Raw genomic sequence first — 14,065 nt, forward strand, 5'->3', positions numbered from 1 at the left:
GGGGAACTTGTAATGCCGCCAAAGGCCCCAACCTTGGTCAACAGACTTTCCGACCCTCCTGACCGTTCCGGAGCAGGCATGCACGATTACAAATGGCTGAATGAATACTGTCTCAACCGCTTCGGTTCCGCGGCGGCCCTGGAAGCCCAGTTGCCCACCCCGGCCAGCGACGACTACCTGCGCGCCTTGAGCGCCGACCGCTACCTCTCGACCCTGGCCCTGCGGGTTTTCCGTGCCGGGCTCAAACACAGCCTGGTGGACGCCAAATGGCCGGCGTTCGAGCAGGTGTTTTTCGGCTTCGATCCACACAAGGTGGTGCTGATGGGTGCCGAGCACCTGGAGCGGCTGATGCAGGACACGCGGATTATCCGCCACCTGGGCAAGCTCAAGAGTGTGCCGCGCAACGCGCAGATGATCCTCGATGTGGAAAAGCAGCACGGCAGCTTTGGCGCCTTCATCGCCGACTGGCCGGTGCAGGACATCACCGGGCTCTGGCAGTACCTGGCCAAACATGGCAACCAGATGGGCGGGCTCTCTGCCCCGCGCTTCCTGCGCATGGTCGGCAAGGACACCTTTATCCCCACCTGGGACGTGGTCGCGGCCCTCAATGCCCAGAACATCATCGACAAGGTGCCCAGCAGCAAACGCGACCAGGCCCTGGTGCAAGAAGTGTTCAACCAATGGCAGTACGAGAGCGGCAGGCCTCTGTGCCAGCTGTCGGCAATGCTGGCCTACACCGTCAATCACTGAGCAGAGCCCCTCACCCGCATCACTTCCTGCCCGAAACAATGGGCAGGAAACCCTCCTTTCTCATGCCCGCCCTCCAGCCCAAGCTGACAATAAGCTGAACTAAACGCGAGGATTTTTCATCCGCTGTTTTTTATCGGCTAAAGTTCTCCTTGCACTTGCCTCAACGATAAAAACGAAACTCCGGGAAGATCCTCCCGAAGTCATCTGGCGTGCATAACTGGATAACAAAGCCGCGTTTGGGCCAACAACCTGAACAAAAGCTGTCCGGTTTTAAAAGAACTGCCGTCGTCCATTCGTTTTTTTCACATTGCTTTCACTCTTCGCCCACCTGGCCCGACCTAAATTGGTCCCAGTTGCAGTGCGGGCTCCCGTGACTGCAGGTCGTTCGTCTTCAGTGCACCAGCTCTACCCTGAATAACAAACACTCGGCAAAAACCTACTCAGGTACACCACGTGGTCAACACCGCTGAACCCGGCACTGGCAACAAGACACCCCGAACCTGGCGAATCGTCGGCGGCGTTTGCGCGGCAGTCCTGGCCATCCTGGTCAGCGGTTTTGTCCTGTGGCCCGTCACGCCTCGCGACCTGGGAGCCGGCAACCAGATGCAGCAGGCCAACGTCTACCACCACTGGCAAGGGGGCGATGTGATAGTCCTGGTCCGTCATGCCGAGCGTTGTGACCGTTCCGCCAATCCCTGCCTGGGGCCCGCCGATGGCATTACCCAGCTCGGAAGCCACAGCGCCAGCGACCTGGGACAAGCCTTTCGCACCCTGGGCATGGCCACCACCGATGTCATCAGCAGCCCCGCAACCCGCACCCGGCAAACATCGGAGTTCATGTTCGCCGGTGCGGTGCAGACCCAGGACTGGCTGGCCACCTGCGACAAGTATTTCCAGCAGACGATCAAGTCGCACAAATCCCCCAAGCGCAATCTGATCCTGATAACCCACAGCGATTGCATCAGCAACCTGGAGCGCCAGTTGGGCTACCCGCATGCCCTGGCCAGCGAATACACCAGTTCGCTGTTTGTCACCCTGGATCCGCAAGGCCGCATGCAAGTACTGGGAATCATGGGTGCGGGCGCCTGGCAGCGCGTACTTGGCCAGCCCCTTGAATAACTTGTAACTATTTTTAACAACAGGCCAACAGACTTTATTATGAAAAGAGACACACTTCCCGGCTAATTAATTGACTTAACTAGTTTCTGTACTAATAAGAAACGGACAGCCGCGTTTATGAAAAAACTTCTCAAAAAAATGAATGCTACCCGCTAAAAATCCACGAACTTGGGAAAGCAGGCAGCTCGACAGAATTGACGCTTTGTCAGCCTCCCCCAACAAATAACGAAATCGCTATCGGCCAATGACTTCGAGGACACAAATGCACCGCACTTCGCCGCCCCCCGCTTATGGAACAAGCGCCCCACCGTCCGGCTTTACCCTCGGCGCAAGTACAACCAGCACTCTCCAGCGCTGGGCACTTCCTCTGTTGCTCGTGGCCTTCGGCCTGTTCTACCTGCTACCTCTGACCAGCCACGGCTTATGGATTCCCGACGAGACCCGCTACGCCCAGATCAGCCAGGAAATGCTGCTTAATGGCGACTGGGTGGCGCCACACTTCATGGGCATCCGCTACTTCGAGAAGCCCATCGCCGGCTATTGGTTAATCGCCATCGGCCAGGCGGTCTTTGGCGACAACCTGTTCGGCGTGCGCATTGCCTCGGCCCTGAGTACCGGCCTGAGCGTGCTGCTGGCCTACCTGATCACCCGCCGGATGTGGAACGACCCGCGCAAGAGCTTCGCCGCCGCCCTGCTTTATATGAGCTTCGGTCTGATTGCCGGCCAAGCCGGATACTCCAATCTTGATCCGCAGTTCACCTTGTGGGTCAACCTGAGCCTGGTAGCCCTGTGGTTCGCCCTGGACGGCCGGACCACCCGCGAACGCCTGCTGGCATGGGCCGGGCTGGGCGTCGCCTGTGGCATGGGCTTCATGACCAAAGGTTTCCTGGCCTGGCTGTTGCCGGTTCTCATTGCCCTGCCCTACATGCTCTGGCAACGCCGTCTGGGCGAACTGCTGCGTTATGGTCTGGTGGCCGTGCTGGTAGCGATCAGCATCAGCCTGCCCTGGGTATTGAGCATTCACGCCCACGAGCCCGACTTCTGGCGCTTCTTCTTCTGGCACGAGCACATTCGCCGCTTCGCCGCCGACAACGCACAACATACCCGCCCCTGGTGGTTCTACCTGCCGCTGCTGGTGGCCTCCAGCCTGCCCTGGGCAGCCCTATTGCCGGGCACATTCATGCAAGCCTGGAAAGGCAAGCGCCAGGCCTCGACCGGTTTCCTGCTGCTGTGGTTCCTGCTGCCCCTGGCGTTCTTCAGCCTGAGCCGCGGCAAGCTGCCAACCTACATCATGCCGTGCCTGCTGCCGCTGGCCGTGCTCATGGGTAACGCCCTGATCGACCGCATCAACGCCAGCCAGGGCCGGAGCATCCGCATCAACAGCCTGCTCAACCTGCTGATCGGCGTGGCGGCCATGGTGGCCCTGCTGTACATCCAGCTCACCCGGCCGGTCTACGGCCACAACGAGATGCTCGGCCTGTCCCTGGTGTTCATCATGCTGATGGGCTGGATCATCGCCAACCTGCTGCCGGCCACCCGACCGCTGCAATACTGGGCGGCCCCGGCCCTGGGCATCTGGTTGCTGGTGGCCCTGCTGCCGGCGGGCATGCCAGGGTTCATCGTGCATAACCAGATGCCGGACCAGTTCATCAAGGAACATATCGAGGAGCTCCGGCAGACCAAGAGCCTGCTGAGCAACGACCTGGGAGCCGCCTCGGCCCTGGCCTGGCGCCTGCAACGCCCAGAGGTGACGCTGTACAACACCGAGGGCGAATTGAAATATGGCCTGGCTTATGCTGATTCGGCGCAGCGCAAGGTAAGCATGGCCGAGGTCGGGAAGTGGGTCAGCGAGGCCCGCAAACAGGGTTCGGTGGGTGTGGTCATGCGGGTCAAGGACGTGGTGGAAAGCGAGGAAGTGGCGCTGCTGCCACCCGGAGGCAAGCGCTACGAGGAAGGCAACATGCTGGTCCTGATCCTGCCACAGAGCCAACCCTGACCCGTAACGACAGCGCCGACCATGGTTGGCGCTGCCTTTTCTTCACGCTTTGATGCCCTGGATGGCTGCGACTTTTCCCACAGCAGCTCTGGAAACCCGTCTATGAATCTGTTTCGCAGCGAACGCGGGGCCCTGGCCCTACTGCTCAGCGTGTCTGCCCTGATCCTGCTGCTGGGCCTGGGCTCCCGTGAACTGTGGGGGCCGGAAACCCGCTGGGCCAACATCGCCTTGCAGATGCTGCAGAGCGGCGACTATTTCGACCCCTACCTCAAGGGTGCTCCCTACTACGACAAGCCCCTGCCCTCCTACTGGCTGATTACCGCCAGCGCCTGGCTGACGGGCGGCCTGGGGCACTGGTCGCTGCGCCTGTCATCGGTGATCGCGGCATGGCTGAGCATCTGGCTGGTTTACCTGATCGGCGAGCGGCTGTTCCACAAGGGCACCGGGCTGATCGCCGGCTGGATGCTGGCCACCACCTTCTATTTCGCCTTCTGGGGGCGGGTGGCCACGGCCGACATCCTGACCGTCTGCGGCGTGCTGGCCGCGGTGTGGTGGTACTGGCGTGGCCCGGAAGATACCCGCCTGGGCCGCTATACGGTGTTCTTCCTGATACTGGCGGCGACCTCGCTGCTCAAGGGGCTGATCGGCTTTGTCCTGCCGGGGCTGATCCTGTTGCCACACTTGCTGAGCCAGGGGCGCTGGAAACGCCACCTGAACCTGCGCCTGCTGCTGGCCTTGAGCATCGCCGCCCTGTTCTACATGGTGCCGTTCGTTCTGTCGCACCTGTACGGCGCTCCCAGCTACGGGGAAAGCGGCCTGAGCCTGGTGTTTCGCGAGAATGTGGTGCGTTTCTTCAACCCTTTCGACCATGTCGGGCCGATCTACACCTACCTGATCTACCTGCCGGCCTATACCTTGCCCTGGGCGCCCTGCTGGATCCTCGGCCTGTGGCTGGCGGCCCGGCACTGGCGCCAACTGCAACCCAACGAGCGCTGGCTGGTGTGGGCCCTGGGGTTGTTGTTCCTGTTCTTCACCGCCAGTGGCAGCCGGCGCAGCTACTACGTTCTGCCCCTGGTGCCCTTTGCCCAGTTGCTCGGTGCCTGGTGGCTCAACCGTAGGCTGCAGCTACGCCAGGCCGCCGGCAAACCCGGCTCCCGTGGCTGGTCCCTCGGTTTCTCCTGCGCGGCCCTGGTCATGCTGCTGGTGCTGGGGGTTGCCTACCCATGGAGCAACAGCGGTGGGGGTGTGATGCAGTTCAGCGCCGATACCCGGGCCGCCGCGAGCCGGATCGCCCCCTGGAATCAATGGCGGATGGTCATGGTGGAAATCGATAACAAACTGCCAATGTACCTGCAGAACCAGGGCGCGCCCTTCTACTACGTGGCAGAAACCGCGGACTTCCCGCGTAACGGCACCAGCGCGGACTTCATGGCCTGGCTGGACAAGACCAGTGGCCAGCACTGGGACCCGCAGCGCACCCTGATCTTCGTCCAGCAGAAACACGATGAACCGCTGATGCTGGGGTATCTGGGCGAGGATCATCAACTGGTCCGCACCACCCCGACCAACGGTGAGCGCCTGGCCAAGAAACCGGCGCAAGGCAGCGTGGCCTTCATTCCCCACATGCCGGGGAGCTGAATGACCGGGCTGCGCAAGCGCAGCCCGGATTCACCAGGATCGGATCAGAGGTTCACCACATTGACGAAACGCGGTGTGGCGCTGTCGTCGATGCGCAGGCTGGTGAAGTCGAACAGATTGCGGTCCGCCAGTTGCGAGGGGATCACGTTCTGCAGGCCGCGGAAGATGCTTTCGGTACGCCCTGGAGTCTTGCGCTCCCACTCCTGAAGCATCTCCTTGACCACCTGGCGTTGCAGGTTCTCCTGGGAGCCGCAGAGGTTGCACGGGATGATCGGGAACTGCTTGAGGTCGGAATAGGCCTGGATATCCTTCTCGCTGCAGTAGGCCAGCGGCCGGATCACCACGTTGCGCCCGTCATCGGCCAGCAGCTTGGGCGGCATGGCCTTGAGCGAACCGTTGTAGAACATGTTGAGAAAGAAGGTCTCGACGATGTCGTCGCGGTGGTGACCCAAGGCCATCTTGGTGGCGCCAATTTCGTCGGCGAAGGTGTACAGGGTTCCGCGACGCAGGCGCGAACACAGCGAACAGGTGGTCTTGCCTTCCGGGACCAGCTCCTTGACCACCGAATAGGTGTCCTTTTCGACAATGTGGTACTCGACACCCAGTTCCTTGAGGTAGGCCGGCAACACGTGCTCGGGAAAGCCGGGCTGTTTCTGGTCCATGTTCACCGCGACGATCTCGAACTTGATGGGCGCCACCTTCTGCAGGTGCAGCAGCACGTCGAGCATGGTGTAGCTGTCCTTGCCGCCGGACAGGCAGACCATGACCTTGTCGCCCTCTTCGATCATGTTGAAATCGGCGACCGCTTCGCCCGCCAGTCGGCGAAGGCGTTTCTGCAGTTTGTTCTGGTTGACCGTAAGAGTGCCCATGGCGCTTGAAATCCGCGAGGTGTGTGACGAAAAGCCGGACATTTTACGCAAAAAACCCAGCTCCGTGAAAGCGCCCCGGAGCAGCGGCGCCGGGGTCGCAATGACAGATGCAGCAGCGATTAGCCCGGGGGTTTACAGCGCAATTTGCTCTAAAGGTGCGCACATCTGCGGAAAACTCCTCCCTATACTGCGACATAAGGTCGCACGCACATATAGACCTATACTGACTGTGCCACTTGGCTGTAAGCGCTCCGTTGGGGGGCGATGGCAACAATAAAGGAGTGACTGACCATGATTCATCATGTCGTAGGACTCTTCACCCACCCCGATCAGGAATGGCGAGACATCCGTGGCGATGCCGAGGAAAGCATCAGCCACATGTACCTCACACATACGCTGATCCTTGCGGCAATCCCCGCCATTTCGGCTTTTATCGGCACCACCCAGGTCGGCTGGGTCATCGGCAGTCGCGCGCCGGTGATGCTGACCATGGAAAGCGCCCTGTGGATGACCATCATGTCGTACCTGGCCATGCTCGGCGGCGTGGCGGTGATGGGCGCATTCATCCACTGGATGGCCAGAACCTATGACGCCAGCCCGAGCCTGGCACGCTGCGTGGCCTTTGCCACCTACACCGCCACACCACTGTTCGTCGGTGGCCTGGCGGCACTGTACCCGCACATGTGGCTGGGCATGATCGTCGGCACTGCCGCCATCTGCTACACGGTCTACCTGCTGTATGTCGGGCTGCCGACCTTCATGAATATCCCGTCGGACGAGGGGTTCCTGTTTTCCAGCTCAGTGCTGGCAGTGGGCCTGGTGGTACTGGTCGCGATCATGGCCTTCACCGTGATTGTCTGGGGCCTGGGCGTCGGCCCCGTGTACACCAACTGACGCCGCACCAATAATAATCCTCTGTCTGCCAACACAGGCCGCCGCAAGGCGGCCTTCTTATGGGCGTAGCATGGATGACCATTCGGCGCCTGGGCGATTCGGAATCCCCCCTGTTTGCGGCATACTCACGCCCTCTGGAGAGCCGTTAAGCATGCCCGAGCAACTCAATACCCGCGTCGAAGATTGTTTCCAACTCGCTGAATCCTTTTTCAAACGTCCTTTCAAACGCCCGGTGGTCAGCCTCAAGTTGCGTGGCCAGAAAGCCGGTGTCGCCCATTTGCACGAGAACCTGCTGCGCTTCAACCCGCAGCTGTACCGGGAAAACACCGAGGACTTCCTCAAGCAGACCGTGGCCCACGAAGTGGCACACCTGATCGCCCACCAACTGTTTGGCGAACGTATCCAGCCCCACGGTGAAGAGTGGCAACTGATCATGCGCGGGGTGTACGAACTGCCGCCCAACCGCTGTCATACCTACGACGTCAAGCGTCGCAGCGTGACCCGCTACATCTACCGCTGCCCCTGCGCCGAGAGCGATTTCCCGTTCTCCGCCCAACGCCACAAGCTGGTGGCCCAGGGGCGTCGCTATCTGTGCCGGCGTTGTCGGCAAACCCTGGTCTATAGCGGGGAAACCAGGGTCGAGTGACGGTTTTAAACCGCTGCCTCGGCCAACCCGCAGCTACGCGATGACGCGATCGCGCCGCAGTGCCTCGATGCGCTGGGCGCTGTAGCCCAGTTCCTCCAGCACCTGATCGGAATGCGCCCCCAGCCTGGCGCCAATATGCCGCGGCTCTGGCAGCCCCTCGGAAAACTTCAACGGGCAGGCCATCTGCGCCTGCCGGCTGCCGTCTTCACGGGGCACCTGGCTGACCAGTTGCCTGGCCTGCAACTGCGGATGTTCCAGGGCCTCGCCCAGGCTCAGCACCGGTTCGACGCAGGCATCGAAGCCAGCGAACAGCTGGCACAACTCGGCGAAATCGTGTTTCTCGAATTCGACCTGCAAGGCCTGCTTCAGGGCCTGTTGCTGTTCGGGCAAGGGGGACAGCCCCAGGGCCGCCAGTTCCGGGCGGCCCAGGGCCTGACACAACTGCTGCATGAACACCGGCTCCAGACTGCCCACCGACAACCAGCGCCCATCCCGGCTGCGGTAATAGTCATAAAAGCTGCCACCATTGAGCACCTGCTGCTCCATTCCGGGCTCGACCCCACAGGCCAGGTAGCCGGCACCGGCCATGGCGTTCAGGCTGAACACGCAGTCGGTCATGCTCACGTCCAGGAACTGTCCCTGGCCGCTGTGCTGGCGCGCGATCACCGCCGCCAACAGGCCGATCACCCCATGCAGCGAGCCCCCGGCGATATCCGCGGCCTGGATGCCCAGGGGTAATGGCCCCTGGTCGCGGCGGCCGGTCTGGCTGGCCAGCCCGGCCAGCGCCAGGTAGTTGATGTCATGTCCGGCGCGATCCCGGTAGGGGCCGGTCTGGCCATAGCCGGTAATGGAGACGTAGATCAACCGCGGGTTGATCGCCTTCAGGGCCTCGTAGCCCAGCCCCAGGCGCTCCATCACGCCCGGGCGGAACTGTTCGAGCACAATGTCGTAGTCCTGCACCAGTTGCCGCACCACCTCCAGCGCTTCGGGACGCTTGAGGTCCAGGGCCAGGCTGCGCTTGTTGCGGTTGAGGTAGGCATGGCTGGCGGAAACCCCGGCATCGTGGGGCGGCAATACCCGCAACAGGTCCATGCGGGTCGGCGACTCGATGCGCAGGACCTCGGCGCCCATGTCCGCCAGCAGCAACGAGGCGAATGGCCCCGGCAGCAGGGTGGAGAAATCCAGTACCTTGAGTGACGCCAATGGCCCTTGCATAGCCCTCTCCTCTTGATCGGCAGCCCACAGAGTAGGCAGCGGCGACGCCCGCAACAATCACCGCAACAGTCAGCCGGGCTGACCGTTGCGCTCAATCGCCAGGCCATAAAAAACCCGCCGAAGCGGGTTCTTTATCTAGCTCAAGGCTTACTTGATGCTCGGTGCCGGGCCTTCGGCCACACCCAGGTCATCGGTTTCACGGGTGTCGGTAATCGGCCGGCCACCGGAAGCCAGCTCGGATTGCAGCTTGTCTTCGTCCAGCTCCTTGACCCACTTGGCAACCACTACGGTAGCCACGGCGTTGCCCACCAGGTTGGTCAGGGCGCGAGCTTCGGACATGAAGCGGTCGATACCCAGGATCAGCGCCAGGCCGGCCACCGGCAGGTGACCCACGGCCGACAGGGTCGCGGCCAGTACGATGAAGCCACTGCCCGTCACACCGGCAGCGCCTTTGGAAGACAGCAGCAGCACCAGCAGCAGGGTGATCTGGTGAGTGATGTCCATATGGGTATCAGTGGCCTGGGCGATGAACACCGCGGCCATGGTCAGGTAGATCGAAGTACCGTCGAGGTTGAACGAATAACCGGTAGGGATCACCAGGCCGACCACCGACTTCTTGGCGCCCAGGCGTTCCATCTTGATCAGCATGCGCGGCAGGGCCGATTCCGAGGAGGAAGTCCCCAGCACGATCAGCAGTTCTTCACGGATGTAGCGGATCAGCTTGATCACGCTGAAGCCGTGGGCGCGGCAGATGGCACCCAGGACCACCAGCACGAACACCACGCAGGTGATGTAGAAGCAGATCATCAGTTGGCCCAGTTGCACCAGGGAACCCACACCGTAGGCACCAATGGTGAACGCCATGGCGCCCAGCGCACCCAGGGGCGCGAGCTTCATGATCATGTTGATGATGTTGAACATCACATGGGCGAAACGGTCGATGAAATCCAGCACCGGCTTGCCGTAGGCGCCCAGGCGATGCAGGGCGAAACCGAACACCACGGAGAACATCAGCACCTGCAGGATATCGCCATTGGCGAAGGCGCCGACGATGGTGGCCGGGATGATGTTGAGGATGAAGCCGACGATGCTCTGGTCATTACCGGCAGTCACGTAAGCTGCAACTTTCGAGGCGTCCAGGGTCGAAGCGTCGATGTGCATGCCGGCCCCCGGCTGCACCACGTTGACCACGATCAGGCCGATCAACAGGGCGATGGTGGAAACGATTTCGAAGTACAGCAGCGCGTAGCCGCCGGTCTTGCCCACCGACTTCATGTTCTGCATGCCGGCGATACCACTCACCACGGTACAGAAAATGATCGGAGCGATGACCATCTTGATCAGTTTGATGAAGCCGTCACCCAGGGGCTTGAGAGCCACGCCGGTCTGAGGGTAGAAGTGGCCGAGCAGGATGCCGATGGCGATGGCAACGATCACCTGGAAATACAGGGATTTGTACAGTGGCTGACGAGTCGTCATTGCAAGTTTCCTCAAGAGCCCCGGCATGCACTTTCCGTCGATGCATGCGGTGCCTAAAGTGCGAACCCTCCTGCGCTGGAGGGATTTGTTGTGTCGAGCTGCGTGCTGGCAGATCTTCCGGCTCTATCGCAAAGCCCGTGCCACCTTGTGAAAAAGCCTTGCAGGCCTTTAGACATCAGGGGTGCGGGCTGACCCTTGCATCCGTTGCGCAGGCTGAAGCTGGCGGATTTCCGCCCACTCACCCTCTCTCGTCCTACAATTTGGCGGATATCCGCCTTGCCCCCCTCCTGGGGGCTGGCTAAGATCCGCCACTCAATGGACGGACCTGCCTGCATGCGCGAACGCACCATCGCCAGCCACTTTGCCCGTGCCGCCCTGGGCGGAGCACGCCGGCGCGGCTATGACTACGCGCCCCTGCTGCATCAGTTGGGCATCAGCCCCGAACTGCTGAACCAACCTAAGGCCCGTATCGCCCCCGAGCAATTCACCCGTCTGTTGCAGCAACTGTGGCTGGAGCTGGATGACGAGTACCTCGGGTTCGGCCATGGCCCCAGCAAGCGCGGGACCTTCGCCATGATGTGCCACGCGCTGATCCATTGCCGTACCTTGGAAAAAGCACTCCATCGCGGCTTATTATTTTATAGCTTGTTTCCGGAAGCCCCGCGTCTGAGTCTGACGCGCGAAGGAGAAATGGCCCGGCTGAGCCTGGATGATTCCGAGCTATGGGATCCCGAACACTTTCTCAGCGAAAGCCTGCTGGTGATCTGGCATCGCCTCGGCAGTTGGTTGATCGGCCAGCGCATCCGCCTGGAGCTGGCCTGCTTCAGCTACCCCAAGCCCGATCACGGCGCGGAATACGACCTGCTTTTCCCTTGCCCGCTGCAGTTCACCCAGGAGCGCAGCAGCCTGCTGTTCCACAGTCGCTACCTGGGCATGCCGCTGCTGCAGGACGAACGCACCCTCAAGCACTTCCTCGAACGCTCTCCCGCCGACCTGTTGTCGCGCCCGGATGAAGGCGACAGCCTCAGCAGCCAACTGCGCCGCCTGCTCAGTCGCGACCGCGAGCACTGGCCCGACCTGGAAAGCGTCGCCCAGCACCTGCACGTCAGCCCGCAGACCCTGCGCCGGCATCTGCGCGAAGAAGGTTCGAGCTTTCAGGAACTCAAGGATGAGCTGCGCCGCGACATTGCCATCTACCACCTCGGCCGGGCCGACCTGTCATTGCAACAGATCGCCGAACAACTGGGCTTTTCCGAGCCTTCGGCCTTTCACCGGGCGTTCAAGAAATGGACCGGCCTGACTCCGGGCGCCTACCGTGCCCGGGAACAGTAGCCCCCCTAAAGGGCCGGAAAGTGAATCCGGAAAGCCGCCCCCCCCAAGGCCGAATCCCCTAGGGTCAGTTGCGCGCCATAGCTCTCGATGATGTCCTTGACCACCGCCAGGCCGATGCCCTGCCCCGGGTGCTGGCGATCCAGGCGCTCGCCGCGCTGCAGAATCCGCGCACGCTGATCGGGTGGCACGCCGGGGCCGTCGTCTTCCACACACAGCTCCGAGCCTTCCAGGGTCTCGCGCACGCTGATGCGCACTGAGCTCAGGCACAGGCGATAAGCGTTCTCCAGCAGATTGCCGAGCAACTCCAGCAAGGCGCCGTGCTCGATCGGCAGGTAGCAGCGTTCCGGCAAGTCGAAGGACACCCGTACCTGCTTGTCGCGATAGACCTTGTCCAGGGTATCGCAGAGGCTTTGCAGCACAGGCCGCAGCCGCACCTGGTGGCGCACCAGGCCGCTCTTGCGCAGGCTGGCGCGCTGCAACTGGTAACTGATCTGCTGGCTCATGCGTTCGATCTGTGCCTGCAGCACCCAGGCCTGCTCACGATCCTGGGGCCGTTGCGCCATGTCCTCGCTCACGCCCTGCAGCACCGTCAACGGGGTTTTCAGGCTGTGGGCCAGGTCATCCAGGGAATCGCGATAGCGGCTGCGCTGCTCACGCTCGCTTTGCAGCAGGCGGTTCAACGAACCCGTCAGGCGCAACAGCTCGCGCGGGTGCTCCTCACTGAGGCTCTGGCGGGTGCCACTTTCGATCTGGTCCAGCTCCTGGCTCAAGCGTCGCAAGGCTTGCAAACCCCAAGTCAGACCAAGCCAGAGCAGTGCCAGGAGCACCAGCAAGGCCGCACCGAACCCCAGGTAGAGGTTTTCCCGAACCCCTTCCAGGGTTTGCTGGTACTCACGCACCGGCTGCAGCGCGACGATGCTGAAGGCCGCGCTCTTGCCTCCCAGCAGCTTGATCTCGACGTCGTAGACGAAGAACTCCTGGCCGTTGGCTTCGCGGATCCTGGCGAACTCATTGCCACGCCCGTCGTACCGAGGCCGGTAGTTGATGTTCTCTTCCTGGGTCGCCCGCGAGCGCCAGACCAGGTGCCCTTCGCGGTCGTAGATGTAGCCCAGCAGGCGGCTGTCGGCGAGGTTGAAGCGCTCGTCGGGCAATTGCGCCGGCATCTGCAGGCGGTTGTTCTCGATCCGCGCCGCGCTGATCAGGGTCGTGACATCGGAAGCCAGACGCTGCTCGATAGAGTCCTGCAACGCCAGGCTGAACGCCCCTTGCATGGCTGGCAGCAGGGCCAGCATGAACAGCACCGCCAGAGTCGTGGCGGCCAGCATCAGACGCAGGCGCAGCGATCGAATCATCGGCAACGCTCGTTGAACAGGTAACCCAGGCCGCGCACCGTATCGATCGGCTTGAAGCCCGAAGGCCCCTCAAGCTTGCGCCTCAAGCGGCCCACCAGCACTTCGATGACATTCGGATCGCGCTCGTCGTCGTCCGGGTACAACTGCTCCATGAGCCGGTCTTTGGCCACCACTTGCTGATGGTGACGCATCAGGTATTCGAGAATCCGGTACTCATAGGCTGTCAGGGCCAGGGGCTGCTCATCCAGAGAGGCCTGCTTGCGGTTCAGGTCCAGCAGCAGCGGGCCGGCGATGATGGTGGACTGGGTGAAGCCACTGGAGCGCCGCAGCAGCGCATTCAGACGCGCATCCAGCTCTTCGAACTGGAATGGCTTGACCACATAGTCGTCCGCACCGGCCGCCAGGCCCTCGACCTTGTCCTGCCAGTTGCCGCGGGCCGTGAGGATGAGGATCGGGAATGTCTTGCCACGGCTGCGCAACTGACGGATCAGGTCCAGCCCGCCCATGCCGGGCAGGCCCAGGTCGATCACCGCCAGATCATGGTTGAACTGCTCGGTCTGATACAGCGCCTCCTCGGCATTGGCCACGGACTCGACGACATGACCGCTGTCGGTGAGGCGGGTTTGCAAATGATGACGCAACAGCGCCTCATCTTCGACGACCAGCAACTTCATAACGCTCTCCCAGGCAAAATTCGGCATCTCCAGGGGCGCCCTTGCGCCCTGATGATGAATGCGCGAGCGCCGGACCGTGCCCAAGGCACGATCCGGCGCGG

General features: G+C 62.0%; 12 protein-coding genes. 7 read left to right on the top strand and 5 right to left on the bottom strand.

Translation table 11 applies throughout. The annotated features are described in order from the left end of the window. Positions 1–78 precede the first annotated feature (78 nt). The 4 genes from KCG88_RS08755 (at position 79) to KCG88_RS08770 (ending at position 5,503) form a co-directional block, all read left to right on the top strand. The gene (locus tag KCG88_RS08755; RefSeq protein WP_210712238.1) at positions 79–750 is read left to right on the top strand and encodes a DNA-3-methyladenine glycosylase I; all 672 of its coding nucleotides are present in this window, start codon (positions 79–81) and stop codon (positions 748–750) included. 453 nt (positions 751–1,203) lie between these two features. Beyond that, positions 1,204–1,869, top strand: a complete 666-nt coding sequence (locus tag KCG88_RS08760) for a histidine phosphatase family protein (RefSeq protein WP_210712239.1) — start codon at positions 1,204–1,206, stop codon at positions 1,867–1,869. A 244-nt stretch (positions 1,870–2,113) separates the two neighbouring features. After that, entirely contained in the window at positions 2,114–3,865 is a 1,752-nt protein-coding gene (gene arnT, locus KCG88_RS08765; RefSeq protein WP_210712240.1) for a lipid IV(A) 4-amino-4-deoxy-L-arabinosyltransferase, read from the top strand. A gap of 102 nt (positions 3,866–3,967) precedes the next feature. Continuing rightward, complete coding sequence (locus KCG88_RS08770) at positions 3,968–5,503, top strand: glycosyltransferase family 39 protein (RefSeq protein WP_210712241.1); 1,536 nt, start codon at positions 3,968–3,970, stop codon at positions 5,501–5,503. A gap of 44 nt (positions 5,504–5,547) precedes the next feature. Here KCG88_RS08770 and ttcA read toward each other — a convergent pair whose 3' ends face one another. Beyond that, a complete protein-coding gene (gene ttcA, locus KCG88_RS08775) occupies positions 5,548–6,372 on the bottom strand; it encodes a tRNA 2-thiocytidine(32) synthetase TtcA (protein WP_210712242.1) in 825 nt (274 codons plus the stop codon). Between the two features lie 291 nt (positions 6,373–6,663). On the opposite strand from ttcA, the gene KCG88_RS08780 reads away from it, so the two are divergent. Continuing rightward, the gene (locus tag KCG88_RS08780; protein ID WP_047288496.1) at positions 6,664–7,266 is read left to right on the top strand and encodes a Yip1 family protein; all 603 of its coding nucleotides are present in this window, start codon (positions 6,664–6,666) and stop codon (positions 7,264–7,266) included. Between the two features lie 151 nt (positions 7,267–7,417). Beyond that, positions 7,418–7,912, top strand: a complete 495-nt coding sequence (locus tag KCG88_RS08785; RefSeq protein WP_011062728.1) for a SprT family zinc-dependent metalloprotease — start codon at positions 7,418–7,420, stop codon at positions 7,910–7,912. 33 nt (positions 7,913–7,945) lie between these two features. Here KCG88_RS08785 and KCG88_RS08790 read toward each other — a convergent pair whose 3' ends face one another. Both KCG88_RS08790 and KCG88_RS08795 read right to left on the bottom strand, forming a co-directional pair. Then, positions 7,946–9,127 carry a CaiB/BaiF CoA-transferase family protein gene (locus KCG88_RS08790; RefSeq protein WP_210712243.1) on the bottom strand — a complete coding sequence of 394 codons (1,182 nt, stop codon included), beginning with the start codon at positions 9,125–9,127 and terminating at the stop codon, positions 7,946–7,948. A 147-nt stretch (positions 9,128–9,274) separates the two neighbouring features. After that, on the bottom strand, positions 9,275–10,606 hold the full coding sequence (locus KCG88_RS08795; protein WP_011062730.1) for a dicarboxylate/amino acid:cation symporter: 1,332 nt from the start codon (positions 10,604–10,606) through the stop codon (positions 9,275–9,277). A gap of 333 nt (positions 10,607–10,939) precedes the next feature. Here KCG88_RS08795 and KCG88_RS08800 point away from each other — a divergent pair, with 333 nt between their 5' ends. Next, entirely contained in the window at positions 10,940–11,938 is a 999-nt protein-coding gene (locus tag KCG88_RS08800; RefSeq protein WP_047288501.1) for an AraC family transcriptional regulator, read from the top strand. Between the two features lie 5 nt (positions 11,939–11,943). Here KCG88_RS08800 and KCG88_RS08805 read toward each other — a convergent pair whose 3' ends face one another. Then, positions 11,944–13,290, bottom strand: a complete 1,347-nt coding sequence (locus KCG88_RS08805; RefSeq protein ID WP_011062732.1) for an ATP-binding protein — start codon at positions 13,288–13,290, stop codon at positions 11,944–11,946. Further along, positions 13,287–13,964 (bottom strand): response regulator, encoded by a 678-nt coding sequence (locus KCG88_RS08810; RefSeq protein WP_047288503.1) that lies wholly within the window; start codon positions 13,962–13,964, stop codon positions 13,287–13,289. The genes KCG88_RS08805 and KCG88_RS08810 overlap by 4 nt, the downstream gene beginning before the upstream one ends. Positions 13,965–14,065: the final 101 nt, after the last annotated feature.

This window comes from Pseudomonas sp. MWU349 (genome assembly GCF_017947325.1).
GTDB classification, from domain to species: domain Bacteria; phylum Pseudomonadota; class Gammaproteobacteria; order Pseudomonadales; family Pseudomonadaceae; genus Aquipseudomonas; species Aquipseudomonas protegens.